Here is a 24,489-nt window from a genome sequence, read left to right on the forward strand (position 1 = left end):
TACACAGAGAGAAGGCCGATGCAGGTTCTTTCAAGAACCCGTAAGTTTGTTTCATCCCGACACTTGGCAGTTGTATCCGGGCTTTTGCTTACTATGGCAACAGCCGGGTGCGGCATTTTGGAAGATCGCTCTGAACGCTACGTACACGAGAAAGAGGGAGAGCCGCTGGCTCTGCCGGAAACCGCGGATCCTTCCCGATTTTCCCAGGTAATGCCCGTCCGGAAAATTGACCCGGCAGATGGCAGCAAACTTTATCCGTCTGATATCCCTCGTCCTCCGGACATGACCTCTGAAATTCTCGAAGAGAACTATGTGGTTGAGGAGCTTGATGGTCGTACATGGTTGCTGGTAAACGATGTGCCTGGGCGAATCTGGCCGGCTGTAACCAGTTATATGAACGAACAAGGTCTTGGTGTTGCCCACGACAGTCCGCAACTGGGCTTGTTGCAGAGCGAATTGGCTAATTACAACGTGCGTGCCCGTGAGTTGCTTGAGCTTCCCGGTGTTGCTGTCGATGAGGCCACGGCCGAGCCCAAAGCAATTCTGCAAGTTCGTATAGCTCCGGGCGTCAGGCGTAAAACCACGGAAATCCAGGTGCGCAAGCTCGTTTCCGGGGAAGGCTTGGAGGAAGGAGCATCCTGGCCAGGAGAGTTGATCCCCTGGAGTGGAATTGCCGAGCCCTCTGAAGATCAGATGGCATTGCAGAAGCGACTTCTTGCCAATATGGGTGAGTTCCTGCAGGCCCGTGAAGAAAATAAATCCTTCTCGCGCGCAGCGTCCGGCCTGGTTGCCAAGCCACTGGTAAAACTGATATCTGAAAATGAAAAGGCGCAGGCCATTGGCATGGATCTCGACTACGGCCGTGCTTGGGCTGAGGTGAACCGGGCTCTAACTGAATCGGGCATTGCTGTGCTTGACCTCAACCGAAGTGAAGGCTGGCTTTTCGTCGATTTTCGCAGTGCAGATGAGCTCAAAGGTGGGTGGTTTGGCTGGTTCAGCGACAAAGAAACCCCTCGCCATACCCATACGGTGAATCTGGTGGAGCGGGATGCCGAAGTCAGGGTTACTGCTGAAGTTACTGAGGGGTACAGCGGTGATCATAAGCCAGAGGATTTACTGACACAGCTGTTCGAATACCTATACTGATCTAGAAGGGGTGCCTGCAGAGCGCAGGCCTCCGTTTCGGAGACTTACGATGGAAAAACGCGAAGAACTCTACGCAGGCAAAGCCAAATCTGTATTCCGCACTGATGATCCAGAGCGCTTTGTTCTTGTCTTCCGTGACGATACCTCGGCATTTGACGGTGAAAAGAAAGAGCAGCTAAACCGCAAAGGCATGGTGAACAACCGTTTTAACGCGTTCATCATGGACAAACTGGAAGCGGCCGGCGTGCCAACACACCACGAGGGCTTGTTGTCTGCGACGGAATCGCTGGTTAAAAAGCTCGATATGATTCCCGTAGAATGCGTTGTGCGAAACGTATCTGCAGGCAGCCTTTGCCGCCGTTTGGGGGTAGAAGAAGGGCTGGAGCTTAACCCGCCAACCTATGAGCTGTTTCTGAAAAATGACGCTCTGCACGATCCCATGGTAAACGAGTCGTTGGCTGTCAGTTTTAATTGGGCGACCGAGGCCGAACTCGCACGCATGAAAGAGTTAACCTACAAGGTAAACGGCGTGCTGAAAAACCTGTTTGATGAAGCCGGAATGCTGCTGGTGGACTACAAGCTGGAATTCGGCCGCAGTGGCGGTGAAATTGTGCTGGGTGACGAGTTCAGCCCGGATGGCTGCAGGATCTGGGATAAGGAAACCCGCAAAAAGATGGACAAGGATCGCTTCCGGCAGGGGCTGGGCAACGTGATTGAAACCTACGAAGAAGTCGGTCGTCGCATCGGTATTAGCTTCGACTGATTTTTAACCAGATATTCAAACAGATAATAATGACACAGGTACACCATGCGTAAACTCACACTTGCATTAGGCAGTTCTTTAATCCTGGCCACCCCTCTGGCTCAAGCTGACATGTTGGGTCTTGGTGCTAGTGTGGGTTACTGGGATACCGACGTGTCAGGAAAGGTTTCCACAGGCAGCGATTCGGTTGATGTACATGACCAGCTGCGACTGAAGGACGACGGAAACACCGATGCCAGCATCTATTTTGAGCATCCGGTACCCCTGCTGCCGAACGTTCGTCTGGCCTATACGCTGATCCAGCAAAGTGGTAATGGCACACTTACCAGCGACTATGGCAATGTTGCAGCAGGCAACGTGCGCTCCGACCTTGACCTCGAGCAACTGGATCTTACTCTGTATTACGAAGTTCTCGATAATTGGGTAAATCTGGACCTGGGTTTGACCGTTCGCGACTTTTCAGGTGAGTTGCTGGTCCAGAGTAGTGGTGCATCAGAGAAATCCAAAGCCGATGCTGTTTTGCCCCTGGGCTATATCGCCGCTCGTTTCGATCTACCTCTGACCGGTGCGGCCATTGGTGCTGAAGGTAATTTCATCGCTTTTGACGGTGATTCAATTCGCGATTTCAACGTTTATGGCCAGTACAGCATTTCTCTGCTGCAGCTGCGCGCTGGCTATCGCCAGATTGCAGTTGATTATGAAGATCGAAACGACGTATTCGATGTGAAAATCGATGGCCCCTTCTTCAGCGCAGGCGTTACTTTCTGAGCGTGTTAAACGCCGGTTAGCCGGTTTTAAAGGAGCGAAAGACTTGAAGATTCTGGTAACGGGCACCGCGGGATTTATCGGAGCGCAGTTGGCGCACCGGCTACTTGAGCGCGGAGACGAGGTGATCGGCGTTGACAGCGTTAACGACTATTACGATGTAAACCTCAAGGAAGCCCGGCTTGCACGCCTGACCGGACATCCTGGCTTCACAGAAGTGCGCCAGGATGTGGCAGATCGCGCTGTGATGGCAGATATCTTCGCAAAGCATCGCCCTGAACGAGTGGTTCACCTGGCTGCCCAAGCAGGTGTACGCTACTCAATCGAAAACCCTAATGCCTATGTGGACGCCAACCTGGTTGGCTTTATGAATATCCTGGAAGGCTGTCGCCATAACCAGGTGAAGCACCTGGTATACGCGTCCAGCAGTTCTGTGTATGGCGCTAATGAGGCCATGCCCTTCTCGGTTCACGATAACGTTGATCATCCTCTGAGCCTGTATGCTGCATCGAAAAAAGCCAATGAGTTGATGGCTCACACCTACAGCCACCTTTATAAGTTACCAACCACTGGTCTTCGATTCTTCACCGTCTATGGCCCTTGGGGCCGACCGGATATGGCGTTGTTTATCTTCACCAAGAAGATTCTTGCGGGAGAGCCTATCGATGTGTTCAACCATGGCCATCACAAGCGTGACTTCACATATATAGACGATATTGTAGAGGGTGTTATCCGCACTCTTGATCAGGTGGCACAGCCCAATGATCAGTGGAGTGGGGCAGCGCCCGATCCAAGCTCCAGCAAGGCCCCGTATCGCATCTACAATATCGGCAGTAATAACCCGGTCGAACTGTCCCGCTTCATAGAAATTATCGAAGAGAGGACCGGCAAGAAGGCAATAAAAAACCTTCTGCCCATGCAGCCGGGTGATGTGCCTGCCACCTACGCCAATGTGGATGACCTGATCAGTGACGTAGGCTACAAGCCATCGACGGATGTAGAAGAAGGTATAGCCAAGTTTGTTGACTGGTATCGCGAGTTCTACAAGGTCTGATTCAGGTAGCCTGGCCGAAACGCTCTTCCAGCCAGGCATTAATGTCTGAGGACTCGTACATCCATCGTTCGCTTCCATCCTCATTTTCAATTCGCAAGCAAGGCACTTTTACACTACCACCACCTTGTTCCAGATCGGCCCGGTGGGTTTCGTTGTGCTGTGCATCCCGCTTTTCAATATTCAGATTCAGTTGTGCTATCTGCTTGCGAACCTTGACGCAGAAAGGGCAGGTCTTGAACTGATATAGCGCCAATTTTTCACACGCCGCATCCACTTTGTTTTGTTCTTCGGGGCTGCGTTCTATAGGCTTCCCTCCGCCGAGCTTTTCACTCAGCAGCACAAATGGCGTCAGAATAAGACGTAAGGTCCGAAAAAAATAACGGATAACCAGTCGCATTAAATAAATCCCTAAATTGGTATATGAAATTCAGTGGGCAGTATAAAGCAAAACAGGTATGGTTTCGGGTAAACAGCCTGTATACGTCAGTTTAATAAGGAACTGAAAATGAAGTCGATCTCCTTGTGGGACTTGCCCACGCGACTCTTCCACTGGCTTCTGGTGGCTGCGGTTACCGGTTCATTGGTAACAGTCAAACTTGGTGGTACCTGGATGCTCTGGCATGAACGCTTTGGCATTACCATTGTGGGCCTGATCAGCTTTCGTTTGATGTGGGGGGTTCTAGGCTCCACTTACGCGCGTTTTTTGCAGTTTATTCCGGGGCCTTCGGCAATTGAGGCATATCTGAAAGGTGAGTGGCGAGGACTGGGGCACAATCCGTTGGGAGCACTCTCGGTTCTGGCCATGCTAGGGCTAGTCGGCTTTCAGGCAGTTACAGGGCTGTTTTCGACAGATGCCATTGCGTTTAACGGGCCTCTTTACCGCGCGGTATCAGCTGACTGGAATGACACAATTACCTCTTGGCACAAGTTCTCGGAGTGGTTTATTTACGGCCTGATAGGTCTGCATATTGCTAGCGTTCTTTTTTATACCCTGATTAAAAAAGATAACCTGATTACTCCGATGGTTACCGGGCGTAAAAAAGTAAGCGAGGAGTGCGTTTACAAGAGGACAGGCGGTGGCCTGATAGCATTCGTGATCGCGTTAGCGGTGGCTGTATTTGCTGTATGGGTAGCAACAGGCGGGCTTTTGTCGCCCCCTCCACCGCCAGCACCCGATCTGGGTTGGTAGGCGACAGTGAAGGAGGCTTTACAGGCAGGGCTTAGTCAGCACGGAACTCGTCGTGGCAAGCCTTGCAAGACTTTCCTACCTCGCTGAACTGAGCAGCGAGAGCGCCCTTACCGCCACCATTCGCTGCAACTTCCTGCAGCTTGGTCGCTGCCTGGGCAAAGCCAATAGCAACCTCACGAGCTTTTTCGGGCTTGTCAAAGAACACAGGCTTTAACCTTGTGTTGTCATTTTTGTCATTGGCGGTGCCGGGGCCAAAGAGCGCACCCAAACCAGAGTTGGCCACCGAAGCAATCGCATTCGCCGCTGCAAGAATTTGCTGCTCGTTATAGGCTACACTTCCGTCAATTACCTGAGCCTTGATTTTTCCCATATTCCACGCCGCAAACGTAAATGCGCTCTGGCGTGTTTCAATCTGGTCTTCAACATCGAGCTGAGCACTAGCGGGTGCTGATACGGCAGCACTCATTGCCAAGGCTACAAAAAATCGTGATATACGCATGGTTGGTTCTCTTATTGTGTAAGGTGCTGTGGCTTGGTCGATGTAATGATTCCATAGATACGGCCAAATTTATACCTCAATTCCGCAACCTCTGAAGCCCCGAATTCTGCCTGCCGGCATCTATGGAATCTGCTCACAGGGAAGGGAACGGAAAGATGGTGGCATTATCATTGCCGGTCAAGCGGGTGCCAGAGGTATAGCTGGTGGGATCGTAATCGTGTAACCCTGAAACAAAAAAAGCCACTTGGCTCGCGCCTGAGTGACTTTTTTGCAAAATTGGTAGGACCACCCAGATTCGAACTGGGGACCTCTACCATGTCAAGGTAGCGCTCTAACCAACTGAGCTATGGTCCTGTATTCTGCAACGGGGCGAAATATACTGATTCCGGCGTATATGGTCAACCACTTTTATAGGGAATGCGTATTTGCTAACGGAAAAGAGCAGGGGAGATTGATTTGGAAGATAATTCGGAATGTAAAATAAATCGACGGGGTATTGCGACCCCGCCGATTCTAAAGTATCAAGCAGTTGCTGTGAATTTGCTTAGGCGCCTTCTGAATACCAGTCCACCAAGTGCCAGGCTCAAAAGTCCAAGAGTGCCAGACTCTGGAACATCCTGAGTTGGCAAGCATGCGGGATCAGTCGGGTTCAGATCGCAAAAGTCTAGTGTTTCTTGCAGCTTCTTGTTGGCAAAATCAGTTACAAAAGCCGTGACAACATCGGTGTCCGTGGTGTTGAACAGGTTCAAGTTGAATACTGTGCCACCGTGGCCGGTAATCAGGCTGCTGTACGATTCGATCGTGCTTGAGTTTCTTAGTACACCATTGTACAGCGCATTGTTGTCTGTGAGGATGCTGTCAAGAACGGAGCTATTTACGTTCGCGCCGCCGACTGTTCCATAATATGAGGAGTTGTTCGGGTTATTCGGCTCATCTGTCAAAATGATGATGTTTTTTACAGCGTTGGACCGGAAGGAAAAGAGGTCTGATTGGCCGTCCAGTGCATTTAACGCGAAGGCTGTAGCTAAATAGCCAGGCTCGGTGCCTCCGTTAGTGCGCAATCCGTTTGCTGCAGTTGAGAAATCATCAGCGTCAACGAAGTCAGTAAGCATTCGTGGCGATACGCCGCGGTCACCATAACCGACCAAGCCGTACTGAGCGTCAACTTGCCCCGTTCCGGTCAGTATGCTCGCGAATAGACCAATGTTGGTTCTGAGGTTTCTCTGAACATTCCCCATTGACCCTGATTCATCTACAACGAAGACGATGTCGCTGAGGATGGGTGCAGCATGAACCGGCGCCGCCACAATTGCGGTTCCGAAGACTAGCCCGGATAGTAATTTTTTTAGATTCATGATCGTTATCTCTTCCTGATTGAGTGCGTTGCAGGCTTCCGGCCGTACATCATTAGATCGGGAAAGCTTGCGCTAGGCTGGGTTTCAGCTCAATCATATCTCTGCATATTGTGTGCCTATTTCGTCAGTCTTTAATAAAATGCTATAAAAACAAAAACATAGATGTTGGAGGGGTGCTGTGGGGTGATGGTTTTAGTGAAAGGTGTATGATTTCCTGACATTACCCCAGTCATAACTGTCAGTATGCTTTACCCTTTCTCAGCGAGGCCCTAAGAGCTCTACTCAAAGCACTCCAGCGGTTAACGATCAATGCTGCGAAGATTAATCCACAACCGGCCAATTGCATGGGCGCCATGGTTTCACCAAACCAGCCTGCCGCAAACAGTGACACCCATACAGGCTCCAAGACCAGAATAACGGCTCCGTGGCTATGGGTAGACAGGCTTTGGGCATAGGTTTGCACAAGGAAGCGCCCGGCGGTTCCAACAATCGCACTCGCGAGTACCCACCAGATCAGAAGCGGAGGCGGGTTGCTGAAGGTTGGCTGCCAAGGCTCCATCAGTAAGGATTCAATCAGGGTTAGCAAACCAACGGTAAGCAGTGCGATGGCTGTCAAAGGTAGGGCAGGGATACGACGCCTCTCGACGGATTCGCCCTTACGGTTAATTGTTGTGCGTTGATTTGCCGCGCGGGTGTTGAGCGTGAAATACAGGGCAAAAATGGTTGCTGCCACAACAAAAAATATCTGTCCGGCTTCTGGCTTAAATCCGTTTTTAAGGGACAGCAAAGCCAGCCCCGCTATGGCAACAGGAATGGCCAGCCAGGTGCTCGCAGGTTGGGCCTCTTTGAAAACCAATCGGGCGATAATCGGTACGATCACCACGCCAAGACTTGTTAAGAAGGCGCCTTCACCCATGCTGGTACCGTGAAACAAACCCATCACCCAAAAGCTCATGGCAATGCCAAATACCAGGCCAACGCCAATTCCACGCTTGAGTTGGTCAGCACTGAGGTGGGCCAGCGACCGCCATGCAAAAATAGCCAAAAAACCACCTGCAACCAGAAAGCGCAGCGCCATAAATAGCAGCGGTGGCATGAGTAGAATGGCTTCTTTGGAAAAAATCCAGCTTACTGCGGCAAGGAGGGTAACGGCGACGAGGAGCAAATCCGATTTGTACGAGTCAGACATGGTGTAGGGAGGCACCAGAGTTAGAAAGTGTTATTGCCTGGCAATGTATAGTTTGCGAAGTAAAAAAGAAAGTGGGCTCGTCCTTGAGCTCGGTGAAACCGCTAAAGCCAATGGCTGTTAATTGTTAAGCGTAGTGTAAACAAGTGCAGACATATCCGTTTGATCAGAGCCTGGCACCTCTATGTACTGGTCTTTGGACCCCCACAGTTTCCACCATGGGCGTTTACCGTAGGTTCTGCTGGCAAAATCCACCTGTAGGCCATTTAGAGTTGTGTTATTCACGACTGGAACCGAGATGTTTCCGGTTTCAGAACCCAGCACACCACTATGGCTCACTCCCTCATTCATAAGCACCGGGTAGTGGTTGTAGAAAAGGCCGGCAGGGCCATTCTGGTTGCCGACTTTACCTGCAAGGCTGAGATTGCCAGAGCAGGAATCGATACCCTGCGCAGAGGTGGCGCCGCAGGCTGAATGGGCTGGGACAACGCCATCGTCAGTGCCGGCGATGAATGGTTTGGTAATACCGCCGTAGGATGAGCCACCTGCGACGAACCTCAGCCTTGGGATAGAATTTGGGCTTAGAGCCAGGTTTCTGGCGGTATTGGTTTGCAGATCATTGACTACCCCCAGTTTTCCGGGCTCTGGCTCTATTCCTGTGAACGCCTGCACCGCAGCGCGCAAAGGCCAGTTATACCAAGTGGGGTTATACGCGAGGTTTACAGCCAAGTTAGCCAACTCGGTACCACCACCTGCACCAGAGTAATCTATGGAGGCAAGAATTTTCAGCGGGGGCAAACCTTCGTTCTGCAACCAGCGTGCCTGATTCTCAAGCAGGTAGCGTGTCACCAAATCGCCGGTTGAGTGCGAAACGATTATGCAAAAATTACTGCACAATCCCTGCTGACTGATTTCGCGGATCTGTTCGTAGGCTCTTTGCGCAATGCTGCCTTCCACCCGGCCGTCGCTGGGCCAGTCAATGCGGGCTTCAGATCGTGATAGCCAAAATGTTCGCCAGTAATCCTCGCCCGCGTCTCTGATCGCCTGGAGATCGGCAGGAGGAGTCGCAAGATCTTCCATCTGAAATCCGTGGACCAGTATAACGTTGTGCCCCGCGAGTTGGGCTTGGGCAGTTCCGGCTATCATACTGCTGGTGAGAGCCGCAGCTAGCGTAATTTTACAGGCATTTCGGGTCATTTTTGTTTTCATGATTGCTCCGTTTGCTTGGTTATTATTTTTTTTGCTAACTCAGAACTTGTCAGCCAGCTGTTTTAGCAACGCTGCGCGCTGTTCTGATTCGGGGTTTGCCGCTGGGGTGTCCTGAAGGTCATCAAGATCTGGCGGCTCAAAGTCGAATCCTTCACTCGGACCGTAGGCATAATGGGTGCGGTCACCGGGTTTCGCCGGCAGTTGCCGTATCTGCAAATTTCGCAGTTGAAGTTTTGCATCGAATGATTTGTTGGCAAGTACAGTGCCGTGAGCTCTCAGCAGGATAGTGTCTGAGGTGCGGTCGAGGCGTTTCTCGGCTTGAAGCTGTGCGATTGGTTGTTGGCCGTTGTAGAGCTGTGCAGACAACGCAAAGAAACCAGAATCTTGTGGCGAGAATGTTACTGGAATGACAAGGTTGTTGTTACTCACGTAGGTGTCGTCAAGCCCTTCAAAGTCTCCCAGGTAAGGCTCGATAGTAAGGCTGGAAACGTGTCTGACAGGCTTGCCATCCACTGTTGCCTCAACAACAAGCCGGTAGTCTCCGGGCTGTTGGTCGGAGTTCAGGCTGCCTTGGTAATACCCTGTTTGGGTATCCTGTTCCAGATTTGTGCTTGTGGCCGAGTCTCTGGATTCTGGGCGCTCCAAGCTTGCCTGAAGCAAGGGCCCCATCACCTGTGGACCCTGCAATGAGGCGACAACAAGTATGTCTTCACCCCGGGTAAAACGGAATTTTTCGAGGGTGACAGTAAACTGGCCGCTGTTTTCAAGCGGCAGCACCACTGGCTCGTAATGGTTCCCGCGGTATCCCTTAGCCTGGGCTTCAGTTAACGGCACGGACCAAGAGGGATAACGCACAGACTGAGCATACTCATTCGCTACTTTTGCCAACATGAACCCGACAGGATTGTCTGAGGGTGGTTGTGTCCGGGAGGCGGCCGGTGTTGCGGAGGCTAATGTAGCGGGGGCAGAGCCGGGAGTTTTGTTTTGGCCTTTGTTCCCTGGAGCCATCGACTCCCAGCTAAAAGCGAAGCGGTTTTCTTCCGACAGCAGGTAGCCAGTGCCAATCACTGTGCAGGCAGCAACTAATAGACTGATTGCGAGCGCTTTCGGGAGCATTCATCTGACCTTTTCAGTTATTGGGTTGTCCGTCAAGTGCGGTGTCGTTTAGTCCATACCGGCCAAAATATAGTCAAAATGAGGCGCCCCGTCCCAAATTAGTGTGACGCGCAGCACAAAAACATCAAAAGCACCCGGAACCATTAATTTCCTATAAAGTTATATGTGCGTTACATTTCGTGATTAACTTATTTTTCGAACAATCGTGCAGAGGCGAATACCATGCGTTACCTGCAGACATTCAATAGTCGGTTGCGGCAAATACGTGAGGCAGGGCGTCTATCGAGCAAGGACGTAGCAGAGATCTGCGGCGTTGAAGAAGCCAAGGTTGTAAGTTGGGAAGCGTCGGATGCGAGACAGCGTACCTATCCGGATGTATCCGCACTATTGGATTTCTGCATAAAGACCGAAACGCCTTTGGAAGACATGCTGGATCTTACCGAGCCAGGGGGCGGCGGCCAGCTTGAATTGCCAGGACTCGCTTTCAGCAACAGTGATGACCTGTCAACGGCACTGAAAGAGCTTGAGCAAGAAATAGACAGGATTCAGTTGTCGGATGAGGAGGGTGAACTGCTGCGCCGATTCCGCAAGACGACTGCGGAGAACCGGCGCATGATTCTGCAGATTCTGGGCGCCTGAGCGCCCAGAAATAGCACTTGGTTTTAACCCCATTACTGCTTTTTGTAAATGTTCTCGTAAACGTAGTTGGTCGCTTCTACAAACCCGTCGATACTGCCGCAATCAAAGCGCTGGCCTTTAAATTTGTAGGCCAGAACGCACCCGTTTTTCGCTTGCTCAAGCAGCGCATCGGTTATCTGGATCTCACCGTTTTTACCTGCAGGGGTACGCTCCAGAATATCGAAAATATCCGGTGTGAGAATATAACGACCGATGATCGCCAGATTGCTTGGGGCATCTTCCGGAGCAGGCTTTTCAACCATGTCTGTAACGCGATACAGACCATCTTTCATGGACTCGCCCGCAATAACACCGTACTTGTGGGTTTCGTCCTCAGGAACTTCTTCAATGGCGACAATGGAGCAGCGGAACTGGTTATAAAGTTTAACCATTTGTGCCAATACGCCGTCTTCGCCTTCACCCGGGCCAACGCAAAAGTCATCTGCAAGTACTACTGCAAACGGATTGTCGCCCACAAGGTTACGGCCACTAAGAATGGCATGGCCCAGCCCCTTCATCTCAATTTGGCGAGTAAAAGCGAAGGTGTTGTTGTCAATCAGTTCCCGAATGGATGACAACAAGCCTTCTTTTCCTGAGCCGGCAATCTGGTGCTCAAGCTCGTAGCTTATGTCGAAATGATCTTCGATTGCCCGCTTGCCGCGACCGGTCACAAAACCGAATTCATGAATGCCGGCTTCAGAGGCCTCCTCAACACCGTACTGCACCAGAGGTTTGTTCACTATCGGCAGAATTTCTTTGGGCATCGCCTTGGTGGCAGGCAGGAAGCGGGTACCGTAACCGGCAACCGGGAAGAGGCATTTTTTGATCATTTGGGATTTTTCCTTTGGTCGGGATTTGTAGCGTGTCCATGATTTTGGAGAGTTTACCAAGTTATTTGCCGGAATGGAGAGAGCAAGGAGGAATCATTACGTTCTGTAATCGCCTGTACAGGTAGGGCACTTTATAGAGACCTGGCGCTGGTGTTTAATTAATTACTTCTAAATGTCGCTATAACCTACTGTTTTAATGATTATTAAAATTGTAAGTTTTGGAAATCGGCACTGGATTATCCGATCTCGGTTTTTTAGAGTAACAGGGCGAATCTGTAAGGATCGTCATTCTGACTTTTCACTTCAATGAGGCACAGCGTGAGACCCATCCTGCTGACAACCCTGATATTTGGCCTTTTTACCGGCCAGGCATCAGCTACCAGTGCCAAGTCTCGGGCCGAGTCGCCGTTGTGGGATCTGTATCCGGCCGACCTTCTGCAGTCTGTGACCCAATATGTGGCTTCGCATGTTGAGCTTTCCGGTGACTCCACCCAGAACAACGATAGAGCGGATGGCCGGCTTAACCTGACCAGTAACAACCTGATCTGGTCTCAGCACGTACTTGGTCTTGATTTTAGTGACTCAGTGGCAAGAGAGGGAAGTGCAGAATCGACGACACTGGCGCTACGTTATTCGTTTCCATTGGCGGGCAGTCACTTCCAGGTTGATCTTGAGAATCGGGACTATGCTGGCGCGGTGAACGGTTCCGGCCAGCGTTACGATACTTACGGTGAGCGGCGCAACCTAAAAGTAACCGGTAAACGGGCGCTTTGGACATGGCAAGGGATCGAGGTTGGCAGTCTGTTTTCCTACACCAGTAGCAGAAGTAGTGCCTTCGAAGACGAGATATGGCTTGAGGATGCCTCGCACCAGCTTTCCAGCTTTGGGCTGCAAGGAAGCGCCTCGCAAGAGTTGATGGGCGGCTTTTATGCCACAACATCACTGACCGCCATTGGCGGGGTGGATTCAGAAGAAACAATACGTGCGGAGGGCTACAATAGTGATTCTGAGGGCTTCCATAAATTGGCGGTGGAAGCTTCTCTCAGTCGGGAGGTTTTGAGCTGGAACCTTGGCCTTAACGGTCGATATCAATTCGCGCCCGAAGACTTGCCATCCTCCGAGTATATGGTCGTTGCAGGGCCAAGCCTGATGCGCGGGTTTAACGGCCAGACCCTGCGGGTTGTCGAGGGCGGCTTGCTTCAGATGAATGCTCGTAGTCCTGGCTATCACTGGCCTTTTGGATCCGAGCTTAACTCATCCATCACACTTTCCCTGTTACAAGGCTGGGCACCCTATTCGGAGGCGCAGTCTGACCGGTTTGGCAGCACCAGTTCTGGCGAAATCTCTTTCCAGCTCTATTCCAGAGATTTCCGTGCAGACTTGAGCGTCGGGCAAATGCTTAATGCCTCCAATACTGCACTCCTCATGCCTACAAGCCCGGATCTCTCTTTTTCCATTTCAGTCGGTATCTGACTACCCCCTTACCAAGATGTCACTTGAAGCCTGCCGTGTAGCTGGTGCTACATTGATAAGCTGGCTTACAAGGAGTTCTGGCATGACTGGATCACGGCGAACCGGGTTTCTATCTTCCCTTGCGATTTTAATGGTGCTCTCCGGCAACACTCTGGCGTTCGGGTTCAAAGATGTCTCAGACAAAGCCCAAACCCTGGCCCACGAAAAATACGAGCAGCCAGCGCAAGCACCAGACTTCCTCGCTAACCTTGGTTATTCAGATTACCAATCTATCCGGTTCAAGCCTGAGCAAAGCCTTTGGCGCTCAGGCAAGTCGCGCTTTCAAGTGATGATGATCCCCCAAGGCAGCTTCTATTCCCACGCTGTCAAATTGAACATCATCGATAGTGAAGGCGTGCATCCCGTCGGGTTTGATAAAACCCGGTTTGATTATCCCAATCCTGAAATGGCCAAACGTATTCCGGCTGATCTGGGCTATGCCGGGTTCAAGTTAACCTACCCTTTGTCAGATAAAGGCACACAAAACCAGTTTCTGGTGTTTGGTGGCGCGAGCTACTTCCGTGGTGTTGGTGCAAATCAGAACTTCGGACTTTCAGGGCGGGGCATAGCCGTCGATACAGGCCTGCCATCCGGCGAGCAATTCCCCTCGTTCACCGAATTCTGGATGGAGCGGCCCAAGGCAGACAGCGATGTAATGGTGGTGTATGGCCTGCTTGATGGCGCCAGCCTCACCGGCGCATACCGGTTTGAAATCCATCCAGGGAAAAGCACCCGAATGGACGTGACCGCACAACTGTTCTTCCGGAGTGATATTGAGCAACTTGGCCAGGCACCGCTCACGTCCATGTTTTTCTATGGTGATAACACCTTGAGGCCAAGGGGAGAGTGGCGACCTCAGGTGCATGACTCGGATGGTTTGTTGATCAATGATGGCAAAACCGGCGAGTGGCTCTGGCGCCCGCTGGTCAACCCGGCAGATCTGCAGTTGAGCTATCACCATGTAGAAGACGTCAAAGGCTTTGGTTTGATCCAGCGTGACCGTCAATTTGATGATTTTCAGGATAACGAAGCTCGTTATGATCGCCGGCCAAGCATGTGGGTAGAGCCTGGCGGCAAAAACAGGGAAGGTTGGGGAAAGGGCGAGGTAGTGCTCGTTGAAATTCCCTCCGGTGCGGAATCAAACGACAACATTGTTGCCTTCTTCAAGCCAGCGGAAAAGGTGATGGGTAACCAAAGCCGCCGTCTGCAATATTCAGTAAGCTTTGGCGAGCCAGGTATCACTGAACAACCTAATGCGCGTGCGCTACGTACTTTTGTCGGCACTGACAATGCCGGGGGTAACTCTGGTGAAGCCTTGCGTCTGATTGTGGATTTCGAAGGCGGTGAACTTTCAGAGCTGCCCCCGGATGCCGCCGTTGTAAGTCATGTGACGGGTGGCGAAGGTGTGGAGGTGATGGAGCATTTTGTTGAGTACATCGAAGCCACTGACGTTTGGCGCCTGTCGATTCTCGCAAAGCCACCCACAGAAAAGCCGCTTACGCTCAGGGGCACCCTTAATAAAGACGGCAAAGCCATTACCGAAACCTGGACATATTTGCTCGGACCAAAAACAGGTCTTCGGGGCGTCTCATCATAGGTCACGGGTAGCCAGAACAGACAGTCACTAACGGGCAAGGAGACAAACATGGAGGATATTTCCTTCCAGCATGTATTCAGCCGTGTATATAGCTATCTGTGTGAAGCTGGAATTGAGATGACCAGTGAACGCTGTCGACAGTTGCTTCAGCTAATTGACGACGCCGTCGCGGAGGTTGGCGAAAGCGCTAACCAAAAGGCTTCAGCTGAAACCTTCCACGGCTCCCCAACCCTCGGCGGCCACCGCCTGTTGCGGAGTGCTATGGACAGGCTGCCTGAATACTTCACCCTCCCTGAAGTCAAGATCCCCACGCCGGCACCTGATCTGTGCAGAGGCAGCATCGGGTATCACTGTCGTGGATAAATCCAAGACACAAGGCCCCGGAAAACACCGGTGGCGTCTGGTAGCTAATATGCGCCGGGCAGTATTAATGCTGTTCGTGTTCGGCCAAACCGGTGTTGCCAGCTACTACCTGCTTTGGGTGCTGCCTTACCATGGAGGCACTGCACTGGAAATCGGTATGCTGGCATTGTTTGCCATTCTTTATGCCTGGATCGCTGTGGGCTTCTGGACAGCTGTATTCGGGTTTGTGGTCAGGCTGATAGGTGGAGACCGACACTCCATACTCAAACGCCACCCAGATGCGGAACTTCAGCAGACGCCCATGGCGAAAACCGCTGTTCTGTTGCCCATATACCATGAGCCAGTGCACTGGACTCTGAGTGGCCTGAAAGCGGTATATCGGGATATTGAACGCACAGGCCAGATCGAACATTTCGAGTTTTATATACTTTCAGACAGCCGTGATCCAGATGTGTGGCTTGAAGAACAGGTGACATGGAATAGAGTCGCAAAGGAGTTGGGAGGTGAAGGCCGAATTTTCTATCGTCGCCGGCCCGTGAACCTCAACTACAAAAGCGGCAACGTTGCAGACTTTCTTCGGCGCTGGGGAAAGCGTTGCAAGTACATGGTGGTATTGGATGCAGACAGCCTGATGACCGGCAGCACCATCGTTCGCATGGTTCAGCTTATGCAAAGAGAGCCAGGTGTGGGAATCCTGCAAACCAATCCGAATATCATCAACGGCCAGTCCCTGTTTGCCCGCATTCAGCAATTTGCCAACCGCTTTTATTCAACATTATTTGCCACCGGTCTGGCGGCTATCCAGATGGGCGATGCCGCATTCTGGGGCCACAACGCCATCCTCCGTATTGAACCTTTCATGAAGCATTGCGGTCTGCGCAAACTGCCAGGTATCGGCATTTTTGGCGGCCCCATCATGAGCCATGATTTTGTTGAAGCCGCCTATATGGGCCGTGCGGGTTATGAAGTCTGGCTGGAGCCGGGTTTGAGTGGCAGTTACGAAGAATCCCCGCCAACCCTGGCCGACGAGTTGGCTCGCGATAGCCGATGGGCCAAAGGCAATCTGCAGCACCTATGGGTAATGCTGAGGGAACCGGGTTTACGCTTCGCCCATCGAATGGCGTTTCTTAACGGGATTATGGCGTACGTGGCGTCACCCTTGTGGCTCGGCTTTCTGATTCTTACCACGATTGCTGCCGCCAACATGACCTTGTCACCCATTGAATACTTTCCCGATGGCCATCAGGGACTGTTTCCGCTGTGGCCGGAATGGCGACCAGAGTGGGCCCTGGGGTTGGCGCTCAGTACTCTGGCACTGCTGTTTTTTCCCAAGTTTTTGGCTGTCATCGACGCTGTAATTCACCGGTATACCAAAGACTTCGGCGGGCTGATTCGGCTGTTCTGCAGCGTGATGCTGGAAATCATTATTTCCGTACTGTTAGCGCCGGTGCGCATGTGGGCGCACAGTCGTTACGTGGTGTCAGCCTTATTAAATGTGTCGTTGCAATGGGCCGGGCAGAATCGCACCGAGGAAACCAGCTGGAAAGAAGCACTGATCACCCAATTGCCGGGAATGGTGCTGGGCGCTGGTTGGTCCGCCTTTGCCTGGAGCCTCGACACCATGTTCTTCCTGTGGTCGTTGCCCGTGGCCTTACCCTTGATTCTGGCCGCACCCACCGCCGTGTACCTCAGCCGAAATTCGTTAGGTCAGGCTTTGAAGAAGCGCCGTCTCCTGCTAATACCGGAAGAAAATACCGCCATGGCGTTGCTGGAAGATGCGGTGACATATCGCGCACAGGAACCTGCAGATTCGACCCTTACCCCTCTTGAACAAGCTGTACTGAGGCTCGACCACAACCGCTTGCACCAGGCCTTGGCGTGGGATCACCGGCGTGGTTCCCGCAAGGCTGAGCTGGAACTCTGCGTGGCACGGTGCCTTGAGTTGGGACCCGATGCATTAACGCGTTCTGAAATGAGCCAGATTGTCAGGGACCGTGAGTCTTTAAAGGCATTGCACGAGGGTGCCTGGCGCTCAGTTCCGAGCAGCTTCTGGGGGCGTTCTATCGCTCGACTGAGTGCCCGAGCGAAAGACGCTTAGTATTCACTGCTCCACGGCCGCGACGAGTTACGAAAGGAGAAAAACTATGGATCGACGCACCCTCATGAAGACCCTGATAGCGGGGCTTGGTGCCAGTGCACTGCCACTTGCGCCTCTGGTATTTGCGCGGGAGGCAGAGGTTGATAGTGCTAACAGCGAAAAGCCATTCAGCTATGCGTGGCTGAAAGGCTATGCCCGTGAGTTGGCAGAGCACCCTTACATCTCCCACGAAGGCGAGTTGCCCGAAAGTCTCAAACAGATCAGCTGGGACGACTACCAGGCCATCCGGTTTCGCAAAGATCACGCCCTCTGGGCCGACAGCGACTCGGCCTTTCAAGCGCAACTCTTCCATTTGGGGCTGTATTTTCAATCGCCCGTCACGCTTCAAGAGGTGATTGACGGAAAGGCCACCGTTCTCAGGTATAACCCGGATTATTTTGCCTACGAGGGTAAGCAGCCACTCGGCGACCTTCCAGCCAACCTGGGCTATGCCGGCTTCCGCCTGCACTATCAAACCGACTTCTCCCGCGATCTGGCTGCGTTCCTTGGTGCCAGTTACTTCCGTGCAGTTGGTTCCGAAATGCAGTACGGCATGTCGGCCCGTGGGTTGGCCATTGATACCGCAATAGACGGCGAAGAGGAGTTTCCCCGGTTCAGCGCCTACTGGCTGGAAAGACCAAAGCCAGGCAGTCACGTGATGCGGGTATGGGGTTTGCTCGATTCGCCCAGCACCACAGGGGCCTACGCCTTTGTACTCGACCCCGGGCGTAACATGGTGATGGATGTAGATGTGGCGCTTTACCCCCGAACTGAAATGAAAAGAGCCGGCATTGCACCGCTGACCAGCATGTATCAGGTGGGTGAAAACAGCCGGCGCATGGATTATGACTGGCGCCCCGAGATTCACGATTCCGATGGCCTGGCTATGCTTTCCGGGAGCGGCGAATGGCTCTGGCGGCCCCTCGAAAACCCGGCCCATCTGCGCTTTAACAGCTTCAGCGATAACAACCCCCAGGGCTTTGGCTTGTTGCAGCGGGATCGGAACTTTGATCACTATCAGGACGACGGCGTGTTCTACGAGCGCCGCCCCAGTGTATGGGTGCAGCCGAAAGGCCAGTGGGGCAAGGGCAGTATTGATCTGGTGGAAATACCAACCGTCGATGAAACCTTCGACAACATTGTGGCGTTCTGGCACCCGGAGGAACCACTAAAACCGAAACAGGAGTACCTGTTCGCCTATCGCTTACACTGGGGTGAGCATGCGCCGGTTAATCCGAGCGAGTTGGCAATTGTCGAAGCAACCCGCACGGGATTGGGCGGGGTGATCGGTCAGAAGCGTGAGTATTTTTCGTGGCGCTTTGCCGTGGATTTCGCCGGAGGTGTGCTGAGCATGCTGGGGGAAAGCGCGGAGGTAGAGCCCGTTATAACCGTAAGCCGGGGAGAGGTGGAAATTACCTCGGCGCGGCCATTGTCTGCAATCGACGGGTATCGGGCAATGTTCGATCTGGTCCCGGGCGAGTCGGAAGAGCCCATTAATATACGGATGTATCTACGCCTGGGCGATGAGCCGCTCACGGAAACCTGGGTCTACCAATACACGCCGCCACCGCTTTCAGAACGAAAGTTGTACTGAGAGATCAGAGTCTATAATTCCACTTTGCTATGGATTGTTTACAATAGAAAGCCCGGATTGTTGACAATCCCGCGAGTCCAGCGTAAATTTCGACTCTATCAAGGCCACATTGTCGACAAACCATGCTGGATACTGCACCTCAAACCTACACTCGCGCTGATGAAGCCTTTGATTGTCTGCAAACGGCAATCGTAAAGGGGGATCTTGCGCCGGGCGACAAAATCGGCGAACTGGATCTCTGCTCCCGCTTCGATCTGACCCGTGGCCCGCTCCGGGAGGCCCTTGGCCGGCTGGAGTCCCGCGGGCTGCTAGTGCGACGCCCCCATGCGGGTGTGCGGGTGGTCTCGTTAAGCACCACCGAGTTGGTTGAGTTGTATCGCATACGGGAAATCATGGAAGGCCTTGCCGCACGCCAGGCTGCAGAGCGCATGACTGACCAGGAGATTGCCGACCTCCAAGCCACCCTCGATGCCCACGAAACCATGATCGACGAAGCCCACGGGCAGGCCTATTATCAGGCTGAAGGGGATTACGATTTTCACCACCGCATCGCCACGGGCAGCCGGAACACCAAACTGGCTCAGATGCTACTGGGCGATCTCTATTACATGGTGCGAATGTACCGTTACCGGTTAAGCACCTCCGCTGGTCGCCCCCACCGAGCCCTCGGTGAACACCGCCGTATAGTTGAAGCCATTGCCCAGCGTGATGGTGAGCTCGCAGAATTTCTGATGAAAAGACACATCAACGCCGCTCGAGAAAACATCGAGAAAAAAATTCAGGAAGGCGTTTTAACCATCTGATAAGAGAGGAATAACCATGTCCAATAAGCTCTCCCCAGGCGCGCGTTTTCGCAAAGCCTTGAACGATAACAAACCCCTCCAGATTGTAGGCACAATTAACGCCTACGCTGCCATGATGGCCGAACGCGTAGGGCACCAGGCTATCTACTTGTCTGGTGGTGGCGTGGCGAACGCCTCTTATGGATTGCCAGATCTGGGCATGACCAGCCTGAACGATGTGGTAGAAGATGTACGCCGCATCACCGCAGCAACCGAACTGCCGTTGCTGGTGGATATTGATACGGGTTGGGGTGGGGCATTCAACATTGCCCGCACTATCCAGCAGATGGAACGCGCAGGCGCCGCCGCCGTACATATTGAAGATCAGGTAGCCCAGAAGCGTTGCGGACACCGCCCGAACAAGGAAATAGTTTCCAAAGACGAAATGGTTGATCGCATCAAAGCCGCCGCCGATGCCCGTGTAGACAAAGACTTCTTCATCATGGCCCGCACCGATGCCTTCCAGAAAGAAGGCCTGGAAGCAGCCATCGATCGCGCCAAGGCCTGCATTGAAGCCGGTGCTGATGGTATTTTTGCAGAAGCGGTTACTGAGCTGGAACACTACAAAGCGTTTTCCGAAGCACTGGGCGACGTACCTTTGCTGGCCAACATTACCGAGTTTGGCGCCACACCTCTTTATAATCGCAAAGAGCTGGGTGAGGCCGGTGCCAGCATGGTTCTGTACCCGCTGAGCGCCTTCCGCGCCATGAACAAAGCGGCCGTTACCGTGTACCAGAACATTCTTGAGAAGGGCGATCAGAAAGACGTAGTTGATCTGATGCAAACCCGTATGGAACTCTACGATTACCTGAACTATCACGACTTTGAACAGAAGCTGGACCAGCTGTTCCAGCAGTCAAAATAATTAGAGGAGAGATATCCATGGCAGAAGCAAAGAAACTCGGTGGCGCAGGCCTTCGCGGACAGGTAGCTGGTGAAACTGCACTGTGCACCGTTGGTAAAACCGGAACCGGCCTGACCTATCGTGGTTACGATGTAAGCGATCTGGCAGACAATGCCCAGTTTGAAGAGGTAGCCTATCTGCTGCTGCGCGGCAAGCTACCGAACCAGCAGGAACTGGACGCTTACAAGAAGAAGCTCCAGAGCCTGCGTGGACTGCCTGCAGCACTCAAGACCGTTCTTGAGCAGATCCCCAAAGATGCTCACCCCATGGACGTTATGCGCACCGGCGCCTCCATGCTGGGCAACCTGGAAACCGAGAAGGACTTCAGCGAGCAGGACGACAAAATCGACCGCATGCTGGCTCTGTTCCCGGGCATCATCACCTACTGGTACCGCTTCGCCCATGAAGGCGTGCGCATCGAGACCGACAGTGATGTGGATTCCATTGGCGGTCACTTCCTCGAGCTGCTCCACGGCAAGAAGCCCAGCGAGCTGCACGAGCGTGTGATGAACGTCTCCCTGATTCTGTACGCCGAGCACGAATTCAACGCCTCCACCTTCACGGCTCGCGTGTGTGCGTCTACGTTGTCTGACATTCACAGCTGTGTAACCGGCGCCATCGGTACCCTGCGTGGCCCACTGCACGGCGGCGCGAACGAAGCGGCGATGGAACTGATTCAGAGATTCCAGACACCAGAGGAAGCGGAAGAAGGCCTGATGGGCATGCTGGCTCGCAAGGAAAAGATCATGGGCTTCGGCCACGCGATATACAGCGAATCCGATCCGCGCAACGTGATCATCAAAAAGTGGTCAGAAAAGCTGGCTAAGGAAGTGGGCGATACGGTTCTGTATCCGGTATCCGTGCGCTGTGAAGAAGTAATGTGGCGCGAGAAGAAATTGTTCTGTAACGCCGACTTCTTCCATGCCTCGACCTATCACTTCATGGGCATTCCCACTGAACTGTTCACGCCGATTTTTGTTATGTCCCGTGTTTCCGGTTGGACAGCGCACGTAAAAGAGCAGCGCGAAAATAACCGGATTATCCGCCCAAGTGCGGATTACACCGGGCCGGACCATGCTGAGTGGGTGCCGATTGAGAAGCGGGCTTAAACACTGAACACAAGAGTACTCTTAATGAACACCAACTACCGTAAACCTCTACCAGGCACCGACCTGGATTATTTCGATACCCGCCAGGCCGTTGAAGACATTCAAGCCGGCGCGTACGACAAACTCCCGTACACCTCCAGAATTCTGGCGGAACAGCTTGTTCGTCGTTGCGATCCCGATGCGCTGACGGATTCCCTCAAGCAGTTCATCGAGCGCAAACGTGATCTCGACTTCCCCTGGTACCCGGCTCGCGTGGTTTGCCACGACATCCTGGGCCAGACAGCTCTGGTGGATCTCGCAGGCCTGCGCGACGCCATTGCAGAGAAGGGCGGTGATCCCGCTAAAGTGAACCCGGTTGTTCCAACCCAGCTAATCGTGGATCACTCTCTGGCTGTTGAGCACGCTGGCTTTGAGAAAGATGCGTTCGAAAAGAACCGGGAAATCGAAGACCGCCGTAACGACGATCGTTTCCATTTTATCAACTGGACCAAAAAAGCGTTCAAGAACGTGGATGTTATCCCGCCAGGTAACGGCATCATGCACCAGATCAACCTGGAGAAAATGTCTCCGGTGGTGCAGGCGCGCCCGGATGGTGAAGGCAAGAAGGTCGCGTTCCCGGATACTTGTGTAGGCACAGACAGCCACACGCCAATGGTTGATGCTCTTGGTGTTATCTCTGTTGGTGTTGGTGGCCTGGAAGCCGAGAGCGTAATGCTTGGCCGTGCCTCCATGATGCGCCTGCCGGATATCGTAGGTGTAGAGCTGACAGGAAAGCTGCAGCCAGGCATCACCAGTACCGATATGGTATTAGCTTTGACTGAATTCCTGCGCAGAGAGCGTGTAGTAGGGGCTTATCTGGAATTCTATGGCGAAGGCGCAGACAGCCTGACCATTGGCGATCGTGCCACTATCTCCAACATGACACCGGAATACGGCGCAACGGCGGCCATGTTCTACATCGATGGCCAAACCATCGACTATCTGAAGCTGACCGGCCGTGAAGACGAGCAGGTAGCTTTGGTAGAAAAGTTCGCCAAGCACACAGGCCTGTGGGCAGACGCCCTGAAGACGGCTGAGTATGAGCGTGTTCTGAAGTTCGATCTGTCTACCGTTGTGCGCACACTGGCTGGTCCTTCCAATCCACATGCGCACTTGCCAACCTCCGAGCTTGCTGCACGTGGCATCGCCAGTGAGTGGGAGCAGGAAGAAGGCAAAATGCCGGATGGGGCTGTAATCATCGCTGCCATCACCAGCTGCACCAACACCAGTAACCCCCGAAATATGGTTGCTGCCGGTTTGATTGCCCGTAACGCCAACAAATTGGGCCTCACCCGCAAGCCCTGGGTGAAATCCTCTCTGGCACCGGGTTCTAAAACCGTTGAAATGTACCTCAACGATGCCGGGTTGTTGCCCGAGTTGGAAGATCTAGGCTTCGGTGTGGTGGGGTTCGCCTGCACTACCTGTAACGGCATGAGCGGCGCACTGGATCCGGTTATCCAGAAAGAAGTGGTTGATCGTGATTTGTACGCAACGGCAGTGCTCTCCGGTAACCGTAACTTCGACGGCCGGATTCACCCCTACGCCAAGCAGGCATTCCTTGCTTCACCGCCTTTGGTGGTGGCATACGCCATTGCTGGAACCATCCGCTTCGATATCGAAAAAGATACGCTGGGGTACGATAAAGAAGGTAATCCAGTCACCCTGAAAGATATCTGGCCGGATGATGCAGAAATCGACGCCATTGTGAAAAAGTCGGTGAAGCCGGAACAGTTCCGCAGCACCTACATTCCAATGTTCGACGTAACCCAGGAAGCCCACGCCAACATCAGCCCGTTATACGATTGGCGCCCAATGAGCACCTACATCCGTCGCCCGCCATACTGGGAAGGCGGCATGGTTGGCGAGAAGCAGCTCAAAGGCATGCGCCCGCTGGCGGTGCTGCCAGACAACATCACCACAGACCACCTGTCGCCGTCCAACGCCATCATGATGGACAGCGCAGCCGGTGAATACCTGCACAAAATGGGTGTGCCGGAAGTGGACTTTAACTCCTACGCAACCCACCGCGGCGACCACCTGACCGCCCAGCGCGCAACCTTTGCCAACCCGAAACTGTTCAACGAAATGGTGTTGGATGAAAACGGTAAAGTGAAGCAGGGCTCTCTGGCGCGTATCGAGCCGGAAGGCAAGGTTACTCGCATGTGGGAAGCCATCGAAACCTACATGGAGCGCAAGCAGCCGCTGATTATTATCGCCGGCGCTGATTATGGTCAGGGTTCCTCCCGGGATTGGGCAGCCAAAGGCGTGGCATTGGCCGGTGTTGAGGCCATCGTTGCCGAAGGCTTTGAGCGCATCCACCGCACCAACCTGGTAGGTATGGGTGTTATGCCACTGCAGTTCGAAGAAGGCACAACGCGCAAAACCCTGAGTATTGATGGCACGGAAATTTTCGATGTTGAAGGAAAGCCTGCGCCCGGCGCCAAGCTGACTCTCATCATCACCCGCAAAGACGGAAGTTCTGAGAAGGTGCCCGTTATTTGCAGACTGGATACTGCAGAGGAGTTGCACATTTATTCAGCGGGTGGCGTATTGCAGCGCTTTGCTGAGGACTTTCTTCAGTCCGAAGGTGCGGTTTGAATAA

The 24,489-nt window shown here is 53.0% G+C and carries 22 protein-coding genes and 1 tRNA gene; 15 read left to right on the forward strand and 8 right to left on the reverse strand.

Going from position 1 to position 24,489, the window contains the following annotated elements; genetic code table 11:
• The first annotated feature begins 18 nt into the window (after nt 1-18).
• Genes bamC through FFI61_RS04870 form a run of 4 tightly spaced genes read left to right on the forward strand, consistent with a single transcriptional unit; the run spans nt 19 to nt 3,728 of the window.
• On the forward strand, nt 19-1,146 hold the full coding sequence (gene bamC, locus FFI61_RS04855; protein ID WP_200369439.1) for an outer membrane protein assembly factor BamC: 1,128 nt from the start codon (nt 19-21) through the stop codon (nt 1,144-1,146).
• 49 nt (nt 1,147-1,195) lie between these two features.
• Nucleotides 1,196-1,909: a phosphoribosylaminoimidazolesuccinocarboxamide synthase gene (purC, locus tag FFI61_RS04860; RefSeq protein WP_200200871.1), complete on the forward strand. Its 714-nt coding sequence runs from the start codon at nt 1,196-1,198 to the stop codon at nt 1,907-1,909.
• Nucleotides 1,910-1,954: 45 nt separating this feature from the next.
• A complete protein-coding gene (locus tag FFI61_RS04865; RefSeq protein WP_200369440.1) occupies nt 1,955-2,677 on the forward strand; it encodes a TIGR04219 family outer membrane beta-barrel protein in 723 nt (240 codons plus the stop codon).
• A gap of 43 nt (nt 2,678-2,720) precedes the next feature.
• Nucleotides 2,721-3,728, forward strand: coding sequence for an NAD-dependent epimerase (locus tag FFI61_RS04870; RefSeq protein WP_227714594.1), 1,008 nt, complete (start codon nt 2,721-2,723; stop codon nt 3,726-3,728).
• Between the two features lies 1 nt (nt 3,729).
• On the opposite strand, the gene FFI61_RS04875 is transcribed toward FFI61_RS04870, so the two are convergent.
• Entirely contained in the window at nt 3,730-4,125 is a 396-nt protein-coding gene (locus FFI61_RS04875; protein ID WP_200200868.1) for a glutaredoxin family protein, read from the reverse strand.
• Nucleotides 4,126-4,233: 108 nt separating this feature from the next.
• Here FFI61_RS04875 and FFI61_RS04880 point away from each other — a divergent pair, with 108 nt between their 5' ends.
• A complete protein-coding gene (locus FFI61_RS04880; protein ID WP_200200867.1) occupies nt 4,234-4,917 on the forward strand; it encodes a cytochrome b/b6 domain-containing protein in 684 nt (227 codons plus the stop codon).
• A gap of 31 nt (nt 4,918-4,948) precedes the next feature.
• Here the strand turns inward: FFI61_RS04880 and FFI61_RS04885 are convergent, their stop codons facing one another.
• From FFI61_RS04885 to FFI61_RS04910, 6 genes are all read right to left on the reverse strand, one after another.
• Nucleotides 4,949-5,416, reverse strand: a complete 468-nt coding sequence (locus tag FFI61_RS04885; RefSeq protein WP_227714595.1) for a c-type cytochrome — start codon at nt 5,414-5,416, stop codon at nt 4,949-4,951.
• Between the two features lie 277 nt (nt 5,417-5,693).
• Nucleotides 5,694-5,770, reverse strand: a tRNA-Val gene (locus tag FFI61_RS04890).
• Nucleotides 5,771-5,937: 167 nt separating this feature from the next.
• Entirely contained in the window at nt 5,938-6,771 is an 834-nt protein-coding gene (locus FFI61_RS04895) for a VWA domain-containing protein (RefSeq protein ID WP_200369442.1), read from the reverse strand.
• A gap of 238 nt (nt 6,772-7,009) precedes the next feature.
• Nucleotides 7,010-7,960: a DMT family transporter gene (locus FFI61_RS04900; RefSeq protein WP_200369443.1), complete on the reverse strand. Its 951-nt coding sequence runs from the start codon at nt 7,958-7,960 to the stop codon at nt 7,010-7,012.
• Nucleotides 7,961-8,077: 117 nt separating this feature from the next.
• Nucleotides 8,078-9,166: a hypothetical protein gene (locus FFI61_RS04905; protein WP_200369444.1), complete on the reverse strand. Its 1,089-nt coding sequence runs from the start codon at nt 9,164-9,166 to the stop codon at nt 8,078-8,080.
• A gap of 39 nt (nt 9,167-9,205) precedes the next feature.
• Nucleotides 9,206-10,282 (reverse strand): hypothetical protein, encoded by a 1,077-nt coding sequence (locus FFI61_RS04910; protein WP_200369445.1) that lies wholly within the window; start codon nt 10,280-10,282, stop codon nt 9,206-9,208.
• A gap of 222 nt (nt 10,283-10,504) precedes the next feature.
• Here FFI61_RS04910 and FFI61_RS04915 point away from each other — a divergent pair, with 222 nt between their 5' ends.
• Nucleotides 10,505-10,921: a helix-turn-helix domain-containing protein gene (locus tag FFI61_RS04915; RefSeq protein WP_200200863.1), complete on the forward strand. Its 417-nt coding sequence runs from the start codon at nt 10,505-10,507 to the stop codon at nt 10,919-10,921.
• 32 nt (nt 10,922-10,953) lie between these two features.
• Here FFI61_RS04915 and galU read toward each other — a convergent pair whose 3' ends face one another.
• Nucleotides 10,954-11,790, reverse strand: a complete 837-nt coding sequence (gene galU / locus FFI61_RS04920) for a UTP--glucose-1-phosphate uridylyltransferase GalU (protein WP_200200862.1) — start codon at nt 11,788-11,790, stop codon at nt 10,954-10,956.
• 318 nt (nt 11,791-12,108) lie between these two features.
• On the opposite strand from galU, the gene FFI61_RS04925 reads away from it, so the two are divergent.
• The 9 genes from FFI61_RS04925 to acnD all read left to right on the forward strand — a co-directional run bounded on the left by FFI61_RS04925 (nt 12,109) and on the right by acnD (nt 24,485).
• Nucleotides 12,109-13,263, forward strand: a complete 1,155-nt coding sequence (locus tag FFI61_RS04925; protein ID WP_200369446.1) for a ShlB/FhaC/HecB family hemolysin secretion/activation protein — start codon at nt 12,109-12,111, stop codon at nt 13,261-13,263.
• An 82-nt stretch (nt 13,264-13,345) separates the two neighbouring features.
• A complete protein-coding gene (locus FFI61_RS04930; protein WP_227714597.1) occupies nt 13,346-14,899 on the forward strand; it encodes a glucan biosynthesis protein G in 1,554 nt (517 codons plus the stop codon).
• A 48-nt stretch (nt 14,900-14,947) separates the two neighbouring features.
• Nucleotides 14,948-15,262 carry a hypothetical protein gene (locus FFI61_RS04935; protein ID WP_200369447.1) on the forward strand — a complete coding sequence of 105 codons (315 nt, stop codon included), beginning with the start codon at nt 14,948-14,950 and terminating at the stop codon, nt 15,260-15,262.
• On the forward strand, nt 15,255-17,360 hold the full coding sequence (gene mdoH / locus FFI61_RS04940) for a glucans biosynthesis glucosyltransferase MdoH (RefSeq protein ID WP_320159556.1): 2,106 nt from the start codon (nt 15,255-15,257) through the stop codon (nt 17,358-17,360). The genes FFI61_RS04935 and mdoH overlap by 8 nt, the downstream gene beginning before the upstream one ends.
• A gap of 46 nt (nt 17,361-17,406) precedes the next feature.
• Nucleotides 17,407-18,993 carry a glucan biosynthesis protein gene (locus FFI61_RS04945; RefSeq protein ID WP_200369448.1) on the forward strand — a complete coding sequence of 529 codons (1,587 nt, stop codon included), beginning with the start codon at nt 17,407-17,409 and terminating at the stop codon, nt 18,991-18,993.
• Between the two features lie 122 nt (nt 18,994-19,115).
• Nucleotides 19,116-19,796 carry a GntR family transcriptional regulator gene (locus FFI61_RS04950; protein WP_200200857.1) on the forward strand — a complete coding sequence of 227 codons (681 nt, stop codon included), beginning with the start codon at nt 19,116-19,118 and terminating at the stop codon, nt 19,794-19,796.
• 16 nt (nt 19,797-19,812) lie between these two features.
• The gene (gene prpB / locus FFI61_RS04955) at nt 19,813-20,700 is read left to right on the forward strand and encodes a methylisocitrate lyase (RefSeq protein ID WP_200369449.1); all 888 of its coding nucleotides are present in this window, start codon (nt 19,813-19,815) and stop codon (nt 20,698-20,700) included.
• A gap of 17 nt (nt 20,701-20,717) precedes the next feature.
• Nucleotides 20,718-21,848 (forward strand): 2-methylcitrate synthase, encoded by a 1,131-nt coding sequence (gene prpC / locus FFI61_RS04960; protein WP_200369450.1) that lies wholly within the window; start codon nt 20,718-20,720, stop codon nt 21,846-21,848.
• 24 nt (nt 21,849-21,872) lie between these two features.
• Nucleotides 21,873-24,485, forward strand: coding sequence for a Fe/S-dependent 2-methylisocitrate dehydratase AcnD (gene acnD, locus FFI61_RS04965; RefSeq protein ID WP_200369451.1), 2,613 nt, complete (start codon nt 21,873-21,875; stop codon nt 24,483-24,485).
• Nucleotides 24,486-24,489 lie beyond the last annotated feature (4 nt).

Source organism: Marinobacter sp. DY40_1A1, from assembly GCF_016597815.1.
Lineage (GTDB): Bacteria > Pseudomonadota > Gammaproteobacteria > Pseudomonadales > Oleiphilaceae > Marinobacter > Marinobacter xiaoshiensis.